We start from the raw sequence: 12,915 nt of genomic DNA, 5'->3' as shown, positions 1-12,915 counted from the left end.
ATGTCGTTCACCAATCCAGATGTGCTGGTCATCGGCGCTGGCGCCGCCGGCATCAGCGCCGCCCGCACCCTTCTCGCCGGCGGGCTCACCTGCCTGGTGCTGGAGGCCGGGCCGCTCCTGGGCGGCCGCGCCAAAACCTGCCTGACCCTGGGCGCGCCCTTCGACCATGGCGCCACCTGGCTGCATGATGCCGATACCAACCCGCTCACCCGCTTCGCCACCGATGCGCTGGACCATGACACGGTGCGCGAGCGGCATTTCTGGATGGGTGACCGCTGGGCCATGCCAGAGGAAATCGCCGCCCATGCCCGGGCCGAGGATGCATTTTTCGCCGCGATGGACGCAGCCGCCGCGCTGCCCGACTGCCCGGTCGCCTCGGTGGTGCCCCAGGGCGGCTTTTGGGATGCCACCATCCGCCACTGGCAGGGCGCGCAAATCCAGGCGCGCGAGGTGGAACTGCTCTCCCTGCATGACCAGATAGAGAATGACCTGGAGGGCCCCAATCTGCTGCCGCGCCAGGGTGTGGGCGCCCTTCTGGCCGGGCTCGCGGCGGCGCTGCCCATCCGGCTGAATGCCCCGGTGGAGAGCCTGGATTGGTCAGGCCCCGGCGTGGTGGCTCGGGGCGGCTTTGGCATGCTGCGCGCCCGGGCGGCGATTGTGACCGTCTCCACCGGGGTGCTGGCCGCAGAGGGCATCCGCTTCACCCCCGCCTTGCCGCCCCGCCACGCCCAGGCGGTGCATGACCTGCCGATGGGACTTTTGACCAAATTCGGCTTTCGTTGCAGCGAAAGGCTGGGCATTGGCCCCTTTCACGGCATCCGCGTGCGGGTGACGCCAGAGAATCCCCGCCCGGCCAGTTGGATCATGTGGCCCTTCGGCGCCGATCACCTGTTTGGCTTTGTCGGTGGTGCGCGCGCCTGGGCGTTGAGCGCGGCCGGGCCGGCCGAGACCGAGGCGGAATTGCGCGCCGAATTCGCCACTATTTTCGGGCCTGGGCATCTCGGCCAGGGGCTGGTGACGGATTGGGGCGAAAACCCTCACTTCCTCGGCAGCTATAGCCAGGCCCGGCCCGGCGCGGCCGGCGCCCGCGCGGTGCTGGCCGAGCCGCTGGGGCCGCTGCTTTTCGCCGGTGAGGCCACGCATCGCGGCCTCGCCGGCACCATCGGCGGCGCCTGGGCCGAGGGTGAGCGCGCCGCGAGATCATTGCTGGACAATCCGCCCGCCGCTTGATGCGCAGGAGCGCAAAGGGCAGGGCGGAGAACCGCCGAGCTTACTCCACCGTCATCCGCAGCTCCCGCACCAGCGGGCGCATCGCTGCCACCTGGCCATGCACCTGGGCGGTGAATTCGGCCGCGCTATTGCCGCCCGGCTCGGCGCCGAGTTCGGTGATCCGGCTGACCACCGCCGGGTGGCGCGCCGCCGCCGCCAGCTCGGCCTGCAGCCGGGCCAGGATGGGCTCGGGGGTGCGGGCGGGCGCGAAGAAGCCATTCCAGCCCAGCATCTCAAGATTGGCGAAACCCTGCTCGCGCACCGTGCCAACCTGGGGCAGGGCGCTGGCGCGGCTGCTGGCCAGCGTTGCTATGGGCCGCAATGTGCCGCCGCGAATATGCCCCAGCGAGGAGGAAAGCTGGTCGCCGCCAAAGGCGATGCGCCCGGCCAGCATTTCTTGCACCAGGGGGGCGGCGCCACGGAAGGGCACATGGTCCATGCGGATATTGGCGTCGCGCTTCAGTACCTCGGCCATGAGGTTGATGGTGCTGCCGGGCCCGGTTGAGCCGTAGAAGGCTGCCGGATTCTGCGCGCGCGCCCAGGCGATGAACTCACCCAGATTCTGCGCCGGCACCTGCGCCCCCACCAGCAGCATCATCGGCACATTGGCGCCGAGCGTGAGGGGGGCAAAGTCGCGCTCGATGGAATGCGGCGCGCGGCCGGCGAATTCCAGCGCGGCCGTCGTGGTGCTGAAGGTGAGGTTGTGGAACAGCAGCGTCTGGCCATCCGGGGCGGCCTTGGCCACCACATCGGCGCCGATCGAGCCACCGCCGCCGCCGCGATTTTCCACCACCACCGAAACCCCGAGCGCTTCCGTCAGCCGCTGCGCATAGAGCCGGGCCAGCAAATCCGTGGTGCCGCCTGCGGGGAAGGGCACGATGATACGCATGGGGCCCGAGGGGCTCCAACCCTGCGCCAGGGCAGGCAGGGCGGGCATGGCCATAAGCAGGCTGCGGCGTGTGGGCATGGAGGTTCTCCGTTGCATTGGCCCCGAAGGGGGCGGGCCATGCTCCGAAGCGGCAGCCCCGCCGTCAACTCCAGAGCGGGCAAAAATCCGCCACCGGGGCCCCGCCGCAGCTCAGCGCCGCAGGCTTTCCACGAAATATTCGTAATTATCGGCGTTGTTCACGGCCGAGGCCGGGTCATCCTTGGCCAGGATCGCAGCACCGCGGATGGAATAGGCCACATCACGGGTGCGGGCGGCGGCGTGGCTCACCTCATGGATGACGATGCCCGCCCGGCTGTCCCAGCCATCGGCGCGGGCGCTGAAGAAGAGCTCACAAAACCCCATCGCGCCCGAGCCGCTCATCGTATAGGCAAAACGCCCGCGCGGGCACATGGCGGGGCTGTTGCAGGCGATTTGCGGCGGGCGCCGGCGCATCAGATAATCGGCGATGATGACCAGGTTGCGGCGCACCGGCGCCACCGGAGCCGCGCCGAACCAGCGGCGGAATTCCGGCAGATTCGGGTTTTCGTCCAGCGCGCGGATGGCGTAACGGGCCATCTGGGTTGCCTCACGAAAGGCGGTTTCGATCTGCATGGCCTCCTGCTGGCTGCAGGTGCCAGGGGCTGGCTGGCCGCCCCAGCCGGGTTTTTGCGGGTATTGCGCATGCGCAGCGCCCGCCAGCAGCAGCCAAGCGCCCCCCACCAGACCCATCCATCGCCGCATCACCACGCCCATCTCCGCTTCCGCCGCCGCTATAAAAGCACATCACGGTGCCGCAGGAAGCGAAGTTTTTGCGCGCGGCTTTTCCCATTTTCGGCCACCAGGCGCTATTTTCCCTTTGCTGGCATTCGGCTAACGGTGCGGCGTTTGAACTTGGGAGAGTGGTGTTATGCGGGTGGGCGTGATCGGTGCCACGGGCGCGGTCGGCAAGGAATTGGTGGAGGTGCTCGCCAAGCGGCATTTTCCGGTGAAGGAGCTGCGGCTCTTCGCCTCCACGCGCTCTGCCGGCACCAAACAATCCACGCCTTGGGGCGATGTGACGATCGAGGCCTATAGCCCCGATGGCGCCCGAAACCTTGACCTGGCGCTGCTCGCGGTCTCGGGCGAATTCGCCCGCGCCCATGCCCGCGCCCTGGCGGCCGAGGGCGTGGCGGTGGTGGATAATTCCTCGGCGCTGCGGCTGGAGGCCGATGTGCCGCTGGTGGTGCCCGAGGTGAATGCCGCCGCCATCGGCCAGCATCGGCTGATCGCCAATCCCAATTGCACCACCGCGATTCTGGTGGTGGCACTCGAGCCGCTGCGCCAGGCCTTTGGCCTGAAGCGCGTCATCGTCTCGACCTATCAGGCCGCAAGCGGCGCGGGTGCCGAGGGCATGGCCGAGCTGGAGCGCGAGACGCGGCGCGTGCTGGTCGAAGGGCAGCCGGCGCAGCATGATGTCTTCGCCCATCCGCTGGCCTTCAACGTCATTCCGCAAATCGATACTTTCCAGCCCAATGGCTACACGCGTGAGGAGATGAAGGTCGCCTGGGAGAGCCGCAAGATCATGGGCATGCCCGATCTTCTCATCTCCTGCACTGCGGTGCGCATCCCCACCTTCCGCGTCCATGCCGAGGCGGTGACGATTGAGACCGAGCGGCCGGTGACGGCCGAAGCCGCGCGCGAAGTGCTCTCCCGCGCGGCGGGGGTGCGGGTGGTGGATGAGCCGGCGGCGCAGCGCTACCCCATGCCGATCACCGCCACCGGGCAGGATGATGTCGAGGCCGGGCGGATCAGGGCCAATCCGGTCTTTGGCGATTGCGGTTTGGATTTTTTCCTGTGCGGCGACCAATTGCTGAAGGGCGCTGCACTCAATGCGGTGCAGATTGCCGAGAAGATGCGGCGGTGACGCTGGACTGGGGGGCGTAGGCGCGGCTTGAGCTTACCCCCCAACGGGTGTTGAAGGCCCATGCATTCGAATAGTGAGGCTGCAGCCATGACCGATACCCTGCCCATCCGCCGCGCGCTGATCTCTGTCAGCGACAAGACCGGCCTGGTCGAATTCGGCCGCTGGCTGGCTGCGCAGGGCGCGGAGATCCTCTCCACCGGCGGCACCGCGAAGGCCCTGCGCGAGGCCTCCGTGCCGGTGAAGGATGTGAGCGAGCATACCGGCTTCCCCGAAATCCTCGATGGCCGGGTGAAGACCCTGGTGCCGCAGGTGCATGGCGGCATTCTGGGCCGGCGGGATGATGCCGCGCATCTGGCGCAAATGGCCGAACACGCCATCGCGCCGATCGATCTGGTGGCGGTGAACCTCTACCCCTTCGAGGCCACGGTGAAGGCCGGCGGGGATTTCGACGCCTGCATCGAGAATATTGATATTGGCGGCCCGGCGATGATCCGCTCGGCAGCCAAAAACCACGCCGATGTGGTGGTGATCACCGAACCCGCGCAGCTTGCCCGGGTGATGGCAGCGGGCGGCAGTACGGCGGTGATGCGGCGTGAATTCGCCGCCGCCGCCTATGCCCGCACCGCGGCCTATGACGCGGCGATTGCCGCCTGGTTCGCCGGCCAACTCGGCCAGGAATTCCCCCCCCGCCTCGCCTTTGCCGGCACCCTCGCCCAGACCCTGCGCTATGGCGAGAACCCGCATCAGCAGGCCGGTTTCTACCTCGACGGCTCGGCGCGGCCTGGCATTGCCACCGCGCGGCAGGTGCAGGGCAAGGCGCTGAGCTTCAACAACCTCAACGACACCGACGCCGCCTTCGAATGCGTGGCCGAGTTCGAGGCGCCGAGTGTGGTGATCGTCAAGCACGCCAACCCCTGCGGCGTGGCCCAGGGGGCGACGCTGAGCGAGGCCTGGGACCTGGCATTGCGCTGCGACCCGGTTTCGGCTTTTGGCGGCATCATTGCCGTCAATCGCCGGCTGGACCGGGCGGCGGCGGAAAAAATGGCCGCAATCTTCTCCGAGGTGGTGATCGCCCCCGAGGCGGATGATGACGCGATCGAGGCCTTTGCCCGCAAGAAAAACCTTCGCCTGTTGCTGACCGGCGGGCTGCCTGATCCGGCCTCGGCCGGGATGGTGTTTCGCAGTGTCGGCGGCGGGTTTTTGGCACAGGGCAGGGATAGCGGCCGGGTGAACGAGGCCGTGCTGCAGGTGGTGACAAAGCGCGCCCCTACGCCCGCTGAACTGGCCGACCTGATCTTCGCCTTCCGCGTGGCCAAACACGTCAAATCCAACGCCATCATCTATGCCAAGGACGGCGCCACGGTGGGCATTGGCGCGGGACAGATGAGCCGGGTGGATTCGTCGCGCATTGCCGCCTGGAAGAGTGGCGAGGCAGCGCGCGCCGCAGGGCTTGAGACCTCGCTGGCGGTGGGCAGTGTAGTCGCCTCGGACGCCTTCTTCCCCTTCGCCGATGGGCTGGAGGCGGCGGCGGCTGCGGGTGCCACGGCGGTGATCCAGCCCGGGGGCTCCATGCGTGATGCCGAGGTGATCGCGGCGGCCGATGCCGCGGGGCTCGCCATGGTGTTCACCGGCATGCGGCATTTCCGGCATTGAGCCTCGATACGCTCCTCATCCTGGCGGCGCTGGCCGTCATTATCCTGCTGCTGGCGCTGCTGCTGCTGCGCAGGCCACCGGCTGACCCGACCCTCGCCCTGTTGCAGGCCGCGCAGGAGCGGCAGGGCGAACGCCTGGGCGCGCTGGGCGGCGATACCCGGGCGGCGCTGGCGGCCGCCAGTGAGGAAAATGGCCGGGTGATCTCCGGCTTTGCGGTGGAACAGACGCGGCAATTGGTGGAGAACCAAAACGCCCTGCAAAGCGCCATCGCCGGGCTGACCGCGCAGCTGGTCAAGTTGCAGACCGAGGCGGCCGAGACCCAGCGCCTGGGTTTTGTCGCCGCGCGCGAAGCCCAGGCCGAGACCGCCGCCATACTGCGCCGCGACCTCGCCGGCGGCATTGGCGAGATCAACACCAATTTCGAAAAGCTGCGCACCGGCATTGTGGAAGCCCAAGCCGCCGCGCAGCAGAAGCTGGCCAGCGAACTGAACACCACGCGCGACCTGATGGAAGCCAAGCTGAAGGAAATGCGCGAGGGCAATGATGCCCGCCTCGCCGAAATCCAGAAAAGCGTGAATGAGCAACTGGCCGAGGCGGTCGAGAAAAAGATGACCGAGAGCTTTGCCCGGGTCATCGACCAATTCGCCGCGCTGCAAAAGGCCATGGGCGATGTCCAGGCCGTCACCACCCAGATCGGCGACATCAAGCGGCTCTTCGGCAATGTGAAAACCCGCGGCGGCTGGGGCGAGACCCAGGTGCGCAGCATGCTCGACGACATTCTGCCGCCCAATAGCTACCAGCAGAACGTTAAGCTGGTGGAGGGCAGCGCCGATGCGGTGGAATTCTGCGTGGTGATGCCCAGCAGCGGCGAGACCCAGGTGCTGCTGCCCATCGACAGCAAATTCCCCACCGAGGATTTCGAACGCCTGCAAGCCGCCTGGGAGGCCGCCGACCCGGTGGCCGAGGCGCAGGCCCGGCGCGGGCTGGAAGTGGCGATTCGCACCCAATCGAAAAAAATCGCCGAAAAATACATCAACCCGCCGCGCACCACGGAATTTGCCGTGCTCTATCTGCCCACCGAAGGGCTTTATGCCGAGGTGGCGCGCATTCCAGGCCTGATTGATGGCATTGGCCGCGACCATCGCATCGTGGTGCTCGGCCCCACCCTTTTGCCGGCCATGTTGCGGACCATCCAGCTTGGCCATGTCACGCTCGCACTCTCCAAAAACGCCGAAAGCGTGAAGGATTTGCTGGGGGCGACGAAGGCCGAGATCGGCAAGATGGATGCGCTCTTCGCCAGCCTGGCCAAGCAGGTCGGCACCGTCGGTACGACCATCGGCCGGGTGCAACAGCGCACCCGGGTTATCGCCAGCAAGCTGCGCAGCGTAGACGCGCTGCCGGGCGAGGAGGCCACGGCCCTGCTGGGCCTGAGCGATGGCACGATAGAAGGCGACGAAGATTGACCCTACAGCTGCAATCCGCCGCCGGCCTGCTGGCGCTGTGTCTCCTGGCCTGGGCCTGTGGCGGGTTTCGCCGGGGTGTGACCCTGAGGGTCGTGGTTGCCGGCCTGGCCGGGCAATTGGCGCTGGGTGCCGCCATGCTGCATGTGGCCCCCTTCCGGGCGGCGTTTTCCTATGTCGGGGATGCGGTCTCGGCGCTGGCGCGGGCCACCACCGCTGGCACCTCGCTGGTCTTTGGTTATCTCGGCGGCGGGCCTTTGCCGTTTGTGGAACCTTTTCCCGGCGCGGCGTTCATCCTGTTTTTCCAGGCGCTGCCTCTTGTGCTGCTGGTCGGCGCGCTCTCCGCGCTGCTGTATCATTGGCGGGTCTTGCCGTTGCTGGTGGGGGTGATGGGCCGGATCGTGACCGCGGGCTTTGGCCTGGGCGGTGCGGCTGGCTTCTCCATCGCCGCCAATGTCTTTGTCGGCATGGTGGAGGCGCCGCTGCTCATCCGCGCCTGGCTGGCGCGGCTGACGCGTTCGGAGATCTTCGTGGTGATGGTGGCCGGGCTGGCCACGATTTCGGGCAATACGCTGGTGGTCTATGCCACGCTGCTGGCGCCGGTGGTGCCGGATGCGGCGGGGCAGTTGCTGGCGGCCTCGCTCATCGCCGCACCTGCCTCGGTGCTTGCTGCCATGCTGATGATCCCGCCCGAGCCGGGCTTCGTGCCCGACCCCGCACAGGCCAAGGCCGCGCCGCTCTACACCTCCTCCATGGAGGCGCTGGTCCAGGGCACCATGGATGGGCTGCAGCTGCTGCTGGGCATCATGGCCACGTTGATCGTCTTCGTCGCCCTGGTGGCCCTGGTGAACCTCGCCATCGAGCCCTTGACGGGGATGAGCCTGCAATCCCTGGCCGGCTGGGTGTTCCGGCCGCTGGCGCTGGCCATGGGCGTGCCCTGGGCGGAATCGGCCATCATCGGCGCCTCGCTGGGGGTGAAGCTGGTGATCAATGAATTCGTGGCCTATCTCAACCTCGCGCAGTCGGGGGGCGCGGGGCTGTCGGAACGCTCGCGGCTGATCCTCACCTATGCGCTCTGCGGCTTCACCAATATCGGCTCGTTGGGGATCATGCTGGGGGGGATGTGTGCGATGTGCCCGGAACGCAGGGCAGATATTGTCGCGCTCGGCTGGCCCAGCCTGCTGGCGGCCACTCTGGCGTGCTGCATGGTGGGTGCTACGGTGGGCATTCTCACGCCATAGGAAGCGTCATGTCGCACCTCGTTCATCGCAATCTTCGCGCCGATCCGCCACTGGCCGCCTCCGGCCAGGGCATCTGGTTGACCGGTGCTGACGGGCATCGGGTGATGGATGGCTCGGGCGGCGCCGCCGTGGCTTGCCTCGGCCATGGCCACCCGCATGTGCTGGCCGCGATGCGCAACCAATTGGACAAGCTCACCTACGCCCATACCAGCCTCTACTCCAATCCGGCGGCCGAGGCGCTGGCGGATATGCTGGTGGGCCACGCCCCGGGCGGCCTGACCCACGCCTATTTCGTCTCCTCCGGCAGTGAGGGGATGGAGGCGGCCATCAAAATGGCGCGGCAGCATTTTGTCGAAGCCGGCCAGCCGGAGCGGTTCCATTTCATTGCCCGGCGGCAGAGCTATCACGGCAATACCCTCGGCGCCCTCGCCATGGGCGGCAATGCCATGCGCCGCGCGCCCTATGCGCCCATCCTGACCGACGCCTTCAGCCATGTCTCGCCCTGCTACGCCTATCGCGACCAAATGTCGGGCGAGAGTGACGCCGCCTATGTCCAGCGCCTGGCCGATGAGCTGGAAGCCGAGTTTGTCCGTGTGGGGCCCAACACCGTTGCCGGTTTCGTGGCCGAGACGGTGGTGGGCGCGACCTTGGGCTGCGTGGCCGCCCTCCCCGGCTATTTCCAGGCCATGAAGGCGGTGTGTGACCGGCATGGCGCGCTGCTCATCCTCGATGAGGTGATGTCCGGCATGGGCCGCTGCGGCAGCCTGCATGCCTGGGAGGCCGAGGGCGTCGCCCCCGATATCCAGGTCATCGCCAAGGGGTTGGGCGGGGGCTACCAGCCCATTGGCGGCATTTTGGTCAATGACCGGGTGCTGGACCCCATCCGCAATGGCTCGGGCGGTTTCATGCATGGCCATACCTATCAGGCCCACCCCATGGCCTGCGCGGCGGCGCTGGCGGTGCAGGAGGTGATCCAGGGCGAAAACCTCATCGACAATGTCCAGACCATGGGCCGGCTGCTGGAGGCGCAATTGACCGAACGCCTGGGCAATCACCGCCATGTCGGCGATATCCGCGGCCGCGGCCTGTTCTGGGCTATCGAATTGGTGGAGGAGCGGGGCAGCAAATCCGTCTTCGACCCGGCGAAAAAGCTCCATGCCCGCATCGGCGCCGAGGCCTATGCGCTGGGCCTGGCCTGCTACCCCATGGGCGGCACCATCGATGGCCGGCGGGGTGACCATGTGCTGCTCGCCCCCCCCTATAATGCCACCGCCGAGGAGATCGGCATGATTGTCGAAAGGTTCGGCGAGGCCGTGGACCGGGCGTTGCTTGGATGATATCGCATCTATCCCAAATGCCAGTATTGGGTTATTCCGGTTCCGGCACCGATGCGGTGCCGCAAGGCTGCGAAAGGATAGCGTAACTTGAAGGGTATTCTTCTCGCTGGCGGATCTGGCACCCGCCTCCACCCCATGACCCTGGCCTGCTCCAAGCAGCTGCTGCCGGTCTATGACAAGCCGATGATCTATTTCCCGCTCGGCACCCTGATGCTGGCGGGTATTCGCGACATCATGCTGATCTCCACGCCGCATGATCTGCCGGGCTTTCAGCGCCTCTTGGGTGATGGTTCAGCCTATGGCGTGAGCATCACCTATGCCGAGCAGCCCTCGCCCGATGGCATCGCCCAGGCCTTCCAGATCGGCGCCGAATGGATTGCCGGCGAGGCCTGCGCCTTGGCGCTGGGTGACAATATTGTTTACGGCGAAGGCCTGTCGGATCAGTTCCAGGCCTGCGCCCGGCGCGCCGAGCAGGGCGAGGCCACGGTTTTCGGCTATCGCGTGGCCGATCCGGAGCGCTATGGCGTGGCCGAGTTCGATGATCAGGGCCGGGTGCTCTCGCTGGAGGAAAAGCCGCTCCGCCCCAAATCCAATTGGGCGGTGATCGGGCTCTATTTCTACGATAAGCGCGTGACGGAATTGGCGGCGTCGCTGAAGCCCTCCGGGCGCGGCGAGCTGGAAATCACCGACCTCAATATCCTTTACATGAAACTGGGCGCGCTGCGCGCCGAACGCCTGGGCCGTGGCACCGCCTGGCTGGATGCCGGCACGCCGGATAGCCTGCTGGAGGCGGGCACCTTTGTGCAGACGGTGCAGCACCGCCAGGGCCTGCAGGTCGGCTGCCCGGAGGAGATCGCCTTCCGCCGCGGTTTCCTCGACGCCGCTGCCCTGCGCGCGCGCGGCACCACCAAGACCGCCTATGGCCGCTACCTGCTCGAACTGGCCGATGGGCAGCACGCATGAACCTCGCCCGCTTCGACATTGCGGGCCCGGTTCTGATCGAGCCGCGCCGCTTTGCCGATTCACGCGGCTTCTTCAGCGAGGTCTGGAAAGCCTCCTCCCACGCCGAAATAGGCATCACCCGCAGCTTCGTGCAGGATAATCACTCCCTCTCGCGGCTGAAGGGCACGGTGCGCGGCCTGCATTTCCAACGCCCGCCCACCGCCCAGGGCAAGCTGGTGCGCTGCGTCCGTGGCGCTATTTTTGATGTGGCTGTGGATATTCGCCCGGGCTCGCCCAGCTTTGGCAGGTTTATCACCGCCGAACTCTCGGCCGAGAATTGGCTGCAACTGTGGATTCCGCCAGGCTTCGCCCATGGCCTTTGCACCCTCACCGAAGATACCGAGGTGCTCTACAAGGTGGATGCGCCCTACGATCCGGCCACCGATTCCGCCATCCGCTTTGATGATCCGGCCATTGCCATCCCCTGGCCGGTCGCGCCCGGCCAGGCCCTGCTCTCCGATAAGGACCGCGCCGCGCCGCTGCTGGCCGAGGCCGCACTGCCGGAGGCCTGGTAGCGCCATGCCGCGCATCCTGGTGGTGGGCCGCACCGGCCAGCTCGGCACCGCTTTGGCCGAGGCGCTGCCTGCCACATCCTGGCCGCACCATCTGATGGAAGCCCCCGAGCTGGATTTGACCCAAGCGGCCTCCATCGCCGCCGCCCTGGCCGCCACCCAGCCGGAATTGGTGATCAACGCCGCCGCCTATACCGCGGTGGATGCGGCCGAGACCCATGTTGAACTGGCCCATGCCATCAACGCCACCGGCCCGGGGCTGCTGGCCCAGGCGGCCGCCGCCGCCGGCGCGGCGATCATCCATATTTCGACCGATTATGTCTTCGATGGCAGCCAGGGCCCCTGGCGTGAGCATGATACGCCCGCACCGCTGGGCGTTTATGGCGCCACCAAGCTGGCGGGCGAGCAGGCGGTGGCGGCGGCCAATCCGCGCCATGCCATTATTCGCACCGCCTGGGTGTGCAGCGCCACCGGCCATAACTTCCTCAAAACCATGCTGCGCCTTGGCGAAACGCACGAAGAATTGCGCGTGGTGGCCGACCAGCAGGGCGCGCCCACCTTCGCCGATGATCTGGCGGCGGCCATCATCACCATGGCGCCACGGGTGGTGGCCGGCCAGGGCACGGGCCTGTTCCACCTCACCGGCGCGCCGGCCACAACATGGCATGGCTTTGCCGAGGCGATCTTTGCCGAGGCCGCAAAGCATGGCCGCAAGGCACCGCTCGTGCATCCCATCACCACGGCGGAATACCCCACCCCGGCCCGCCGGCCGGCCGATAGCCGGCTGGAATGCAGCCGCATCACCGCGCTGCATGGCGTGCAGCCGGCGGATTGGCGGCTATCACTGGCGCGCGCGGTGGAGCGGCTGCTGAAGGAATAAGGGTGGTGCTGTCGGGTGGGCTTGTCTAACCGGCTGCTCAATAACGGAAAGCGAGCGCAGAAAAGATCGAGGGGCAAAGCCCTTTCGCCCTTTCTTTTCCTCCGCCAGCAGCCTGCTTAACGCTGCCGCTCGCCCCGTGCCGAAAGGCCGAGCTGGCGGATAACGCCCGCAGGCCCTTGCACCACCGCCGCCACCAGCCCCAGCCCCAGCAATTCCAATGACAATGGCGCCGCCGGCTTGGCCTGCAACTCCACCACATTGATCTCGCCGCGGATGAAGCGCAGCAGCACCTCGCGCAGCGCCTCCATTGCCGGCTCGGGCCGGGTGGAGGTGAGCAAGCCGGCAATGATCTGGGCATGGAGTTCGCGCACCGCCTGCGTATTGCCGCCCTGCTCACTCGCCAGGGCCTGAAGCGCGCGCTGGTAGAGCGAATGGTCGGCCAGCCGCAGCCTGGCATCGGCTAGGCGCATCCGGCTGAAATCCTGCGCCTGGGCGGCATCGGCCGTTAAACCATCCATGCTCAGGCCCAGGGTCACCGCAGCCACATCGCGCAGCTCCAGCGAGAAGGCCGGCATCACCAGCCTGCCGCTGGCAGCATCATAGCGGGCCCGGAGGGTCAGCCCGGCATTCAGCCGCTCCAGCCCCACCATCGCCAGGAAGGGGGCGGCGACCTCGCTAGGCTCTGCCGTGAGCCCGCGCAGGGTCACGCTGCCCTCGCCCGAGCCCTGGT

General features: G+C 67.3%; 12 protein-coding genes. 9 read left to right on the top strand and 3 right to left on the bottom strand.

Annotated elements, in window-relative coordinates; all coding sequences use genetic code 11:
* Complete coding sequence (locus ABWP84_RS00060; RefSeq protein ID WP_353209938.1) at positions 1–1,230, top strand: NAD(P)/FAD-dependent oxidoreductase; 1,230 nt, start codon at positions 1–3, stop codon at positions 1,228–1,230.
* Positions 1,231–1,270: 40 nt separating this feature from the next.
* Here the strand turns inward: ABWP84_RS00060 and ABWP84_RS00055 are convergent, their stop codons facing one another.
* Together ABWP84_RS00055 and ABWP84_RS00050 are read right to left on the bottom strand one after the other, a co-directional pair.
* Positions 1,271–2,236, bottom strand: coding sequence for a tripartite tricarboxylate transporter substrate-binding protein (locus tag ABWP84_RS00055; protein WP_353209937.1), 966 nt, complete (start codon positions 2,234–2,236; stop codon positions 1,271–1,273).
* Positions 2,237–2,347: 111 nt separating this feature from the next.
* The gene (locus ABWP84_RS00050) at positions 2,348–2,950 is read right to left on the bottom strand and encodes a M35 family metallo-endopeptidase (protein ID WP_353209936.1); all 603 of its coding nucleotides are present in this window, start codon (positions 2,948–2,950) and stop codon (positions 2,348–2,350) included.
* 154 nt (positions 2,951–3,104) lie between these two features.
* Between ABWP84_RS00050 and ABWP84_RS00045 the strand changes: the two genes are divergently transcribed.
* The 8 genes from ABWP84_RS00045 to rfbD all read left to right on the top strand — a co-directional run bounded on the left by ABWP84_RS00045 (position 3,105) and on the right by rfbD (position 12,185).
* Positions 3,105–4,100: an aspartate-semialdehyde dehydrogenase gene (locus ABWP84_RS00045; protein WP_353209935.1), complete on the top strand. Its 996-nt coding sequence runs from the start codon at positions 3,105–3,107 to the stop codon at positions 4,098–4,100.
* An 87-nt stretch (positions 4,101–4,187) separates the two neighbouring features.
* Positions 4,188–5,753 carry a bifunctional phosphoribosylaminoimidazolecarboxamide formyltransferase/IMP cyclohydrolase gene (gene purH / locus ABWP84_RS00040; protein ID WP_353209934.1) on the top strand — a complete coding sequence of 522 codons (1,566 nt, stop codon included), beginning with the start codon at positions 4,188–4,190 and terminating at the stop codon, positions 5,751–5,753.
* Positions 5,750–7,216 carry a DNA recombination protein RmuC gene (rmuC, locus tag ABWP84_RS00035; protein WP_353209933.1) on the top strand — a complete coding sequence of 489 codons (1,467 nt, stop codon included), beginning with the start codon at positions 5,750–5,752 and terminating at the stop codon, positions 7,214–7,216. Before purH ends, rmuC begins: the two co-directional genes overlap by 4 nt.
* Complete coding sequence (locus ABWP84_RS00030; protein WP_353209932.1) at positions 7,213–8,454, top strand: nucleoside transporter C-terminal domain-containing protein; 1,242 nt, start codon at positions 7,213–7,215, stop codon at positions 8,452–8,454. The genes rmuC and ABWP84_RS00030 overlap by 4 nt, the downstream gene beginning before the upstream one ends.
* 8 nt (positions 8,455–8,462) lie before the next feature.
* Positions 8,463–9,791: an aspartate aminotransferase family protein gene (locus ABWP84_RS00025; protein WP_353209931.1), complete on the top strand. Its 1,329-nt coding sequence runs from the start codon at positions 8,463–8,465 to the stop codon at positions 9,789–9,791.
* An 87-nt stretch (positions 9,792–9,878) separates the two neighbouring features.
* Positions 9,879–10,754, top strand: a complete 876-nt coding sequence (gene rfbA / locus ABWP84_RS00020) for a glucose-1-phosphate thymidylyltransferase RfbA (protein WP_353209930.1) — start codon at positions 9,879–9,881, stop codon at positions 10,752–10,754.
* Positions 10,751–11,308 carry a dTDP-4-dehydrorhamnose 3,5-epimerase gene (gene rfbC / locus ABWP84_RS00015; RefSeq protein ID WP_353209929.1) on the top strand — a complete coding sequence of 186 codons (558 nt, stop codon included), beginning with the start codon at positions 10,751–10,753 and terminating at the stop codon, positions 11,306–11,308. Before rfbA ends, rfbC begins: the two co-directional genes overlap by 4 nt.
* 4 nt (positions 11,309–11,312) lie before the next feature.
* The gene (rfbD, locus tag ABWP84_RS00010) at positions 11,313–12,185 is read left to right on the top strand and encodes a dTDP-4-dehydrorhamnose reductase (protein WP_353209928.1); all 873 of its coding nucleotides are present in this window, start codon (positions 11,313–11,315) and stop codon (positions 12,183–12,185) included.
* Positions 12,186–12,301: 116 nt separating this feature from the next.
* Here rfbD and ABWP84_RS00005 read toward each other — a convergent pair.
* The coding region (locus ABWP84_RS00005) for a hypothetical protein (protein WP_353209927.1) at positions 12,302–12,915 on the bottom strand (614 nt) is incomplete at its 5' end.

The sequence above is a fragment of the Rhodovarius sp. genome (assembly GCF_040399605.1).
GTDB classification, from domain to species: domain Bacteria; phylum Pseudomonadota; class Alphaproteobacteria; order Acetobacterales; family Acetobacteraceae; genus Rhodovarius; species Rhodovarius crocodyli_A.
Note: the sequence above shows the minus strand (reverse complement) of the source record. Positions and strands in the feature narration are given on the sequence as shown.

Bases quoted from the DNA above. Each gene is read 5' to 3' on its own strand.
- ABWP84_RS00060 (WP_353209938.1), top strand. From the start codon at position 1: ATGTCGTTCACCAATCCAGATGTGCTGGTCATCGGCGCTGGCGCCGCC.
- ABWP84_RS00055 (WP_353209937.1), bottom strand. From the start codon at position 2,236: ATGCCCACACGCCGCAGCCTGCTTATGGCCATGCCCGCCCTGCCTGCC.
- ABWP84_RS00050 (WP_353209936.1), bottom strand. From the start codon at position 2,950: ATGGGCGTGGTGATGCGGCGATGGATGGGTCTGGTGGGGGGCGCTTGG.
- ABWP84_RS00045 (WP_353209935.1), top strand. From the start codon at position 3,105: ATGCGGGTGGGCGTGATCGGTGCCACGGGCGCGGTCGGCAAGGAATTG.
- purH (WP_353209934.1), top strand. From the start codon at position 4,188: ATGACCGATACCCTGCCCATCCGCCGCGCGCTGATCTCTGTCAGCGAC.
- ABWP84_RS00025 (WP_353209931.1), top strand. From the start codon at position 8,463: ATGTCGCACCTCGTTCATCGCAATCTTCGCGCCGATCCGCCACTGGCC.
- rfbC (WP_353209929.1), top strand. From the start codon at position 10,751: ATGAACCTCGCCCGCTTCGACATTGCGGGCCCGGTTCTGATCGAGCCG.
- rfbD (WP_353209928.1), top strand. From the start codon at position 11,313: ATGCCGCGCATCCTGGTGGTGGGCCGCACCGGCCAGCTCGGCACCGCT.